Genomic DNA, 2,577 nt, shown 5'->3' on the forward strand with positions numbered 1-2,577 from the left:
AAATGTAAGGGACTCGTTGCCTCGTCCACTACCAAATGCTGCTCTTAATCAAGCGGCACTCCCATTGGTAGGGGGCGGAAAGCGAGCGTTCAGTGAGATTTCCGGGGGAGGGCAATCCGCGCCGCTTCCCATGCTCGGCCCCCTCCCTCACGTACGCCTGAACTGCGTCGCTCGACCTCCCCCCAAACTTCGTTTCGGGAGAGGTTCTCAAATGCTGAAACCCGCTAAAACGCGGCCTCGACAAATTTCACAACCTCGAAGCGGGGCGAGGGGAGCCAGGTTGTTTCAGGGGTTCTTCCCTCGCCGGATTATTTGCTGGACGCTCGTATTGCGACCCTCCCATACTTCGTTTGGGAGGATGAGTTGTTGGGATCGTGGGGAGGGGCTTTTTTTGCGGTCGTTTTTTGGGCGAAATGGGGTGGGGGCGGTCGTATGTTTGTTAGTTTGTTTTCTCTCCCGCTGCCTTCCTTTGGTTCCCCACCTGCCATGTCTGTTCCTTTTTTGTTTCGTGTTCGTTGGTCGTTCGGTAGCTTGGTTGCTGCGGGCTTGCTCGTGGTGTCTTGGTTCTTGTTTGCTCCGTTTGCTTTGGCGCAGGACCGGGAGCTTGCTAAGCCTTCTGAGAAGCAGATTCGGTTTGCTGATTGGGAGGTTGGTGGTTTCATTCACTACGGGCTGAATGTCTATACAGGGCAGGAGCACGGTGATGGTAAGGAGCCGCCGTCGATGTTCAATCCGACGGAGTTGGATGCGGAGCAGTGGGTGGTCGTCGCGAAGTCGATGGGGGCGAAGTACTGCTGTTTGACCGCGCGTCATGAGGGTGGGTTCTGTTTATGGCCCTCCAAGACGACGGATTACACGATTGCGAATAGTCCCTACATGGACGGTAAGGGTGACATCGTCCGGGATTTCGTTGACGCGTGCCGCAAACATGGGCTTCACCCGTCGTTGTATCTCACCGCTAGCCATGATGCTCACACGGCGCTCGCGTCGCGAAAGGGTACGATCGGTTGGGGAGAGGAACGCGAGAAGGCGGTGGCCGAGGCGTTGAGCGATCAGTCTCGTAAAGAAGTTTTTAAGCAAGTCCAGCTGGGTCAGATGCGGGAACTGCTGACTAACTACGGGCCGATCGCGTTCATGTGGTCAGACCACTGGGATGCGACGGACCCTGACGGCGTTTGGCGGGCGGCGACTGAGTTGGCTGCCGAGTTGCAGCCTGAGATGGTGTTTATGGGGCCGGAAACTTGGGTTCCTGGCAACGAGACTGGCCATGTCGTGTACCCGATGTGGAACGCGGTCAACACGGTCGACGGGACGAACTATTCGCGGCCGGCGGCGGGGGCGAAGGATGTTTCAGTGAAGAACAATTATGGGCTGCTGGAAACGGATGTTCGTCGTGGGGATCCGTTCGGTAAATACTGGCGAGTGCGTGAGTGTACGACGAATTCCGGCTTCCATTACGGTGGATGGTTCTGGCACCCGGATCATCTCAAGAAGACGTATCCGCGTTCGTCGTGGGAGCACGTGGATCTTTATTATCGCACGGCGGGGTTGGGGGCGAACACGATCATCAATCTGCCGCCGGATGATCGTGGTTTGATTCCGGATGACTTTGTTGCTGCTGCGAAAGCTCTCGGCGATGAGATCCGCAATCGCTTCTCGAATCCGGTTGCCGAGCAGAACGATGTGGTCGTCGGCGATGTCGTGGAGTTGGCTTGGGAGCAACCGCACCGCATCAATACCGTAGTGACGATGGAGAACATTGCGAACGGGCAACGTGTTGCGAAGTACACGTTGGAGGCGTTGGTCGATGGCGAGTGGGAAACGCTAGTCCCGAAGAATAAACTGATCGGATGGTCGCCGTACAATCCGAATCCAGGGTACGAAACGATCGGGCATAAGAAGATCGACCGGGTGCGTCCGGTCACAACGAATCGGATTCGATTTCGTTGTCTCGATTCGGTGAGTGGGACGCCTGAGATTCGCCGGTTGGCTGTTTACGAGTGCGATCCGATCAAGCGAGTTTATGCGTCTGCGTACCCGTACCTGAGCGGCGTGGATACGAGTCGCGAGTCAGCACACAACGGGGTTCGCCGGGATAACAATTACATCGGTGGCGAGATCGTGGTTGGCGGTGTGACGTTCCAACATGGTCTTCTCGTATGTCCGGTTGGGATTACGAAACGGGGGAATGCCGATTTTGATATGTCGGAGTTTCCTGAGGCGACAGGATTGGAGGCGACGATCGGGATCGAAGACCATGTCAAGGATAAAGGTACGGCGGTGTTCCTGGTGCAGGTGAACCGTGCGGCGGATGCGTCGGAGGAGGAGTGGGAAACGATTTACACGAGCCCGAAGATGAAGGGGAGCGATCCAGGGCGTGAGATCCGTGTGGCGTTTCCGGAAGGGACGCAGCATGTTCGTTTGTTGACGACGGATGCGGGAGATGGACCGCATTCGGATCATTCGGTTTGGGCGGATGCGCGGTTTTTTGGAGGATTGAAAAGAGGGATTGCGGAGCGATGTAGGCCGGGTTGAAGGGGCGCGGGATGTTGTTTTGGTGTGGGGGGGATGCGTTTT

The 2,577-nt window shown here is 56.7% G+C and carries 1 protein-coding gene; it reads left to right on the forward strand.

Going from position 1 to position 2,577, the window contains the following annotated elements:
* Positions 1–486 precede the first annotated feature (486 nt).
* Entirely contained in the window at positions 487–2,535 is a 2,049-nt protein-coding gene (locus RSSM_RS01670; RefSeq protein ID WP_008673812.1) for an alpha-L-fucosidase, read from the forward strand.
* Positions 2,536–2,577: the final 42 nt, after the last annotated feature.

Source organism: Aporhodopirellula sallentina SM41 (assembly GCF_000346505.1).
Taxonomy (GTDB): Bacteria; Planctomycetota; Planctomycetia; order Pirellulales; family Pirellulaceae; genus Rhodopirellula; species Rhodopirellula sallentina.

What these genes read in the sequence shown, in the direction of transcription:
- RSSM_RS01670 (WP_008673812.1), top strand. Translation starts at nt 487, where the DNA reads ATGTCTGTTCCTTTTTTGTTTCGTGTTCGTTGGTCGTTCGGTAGCTTG.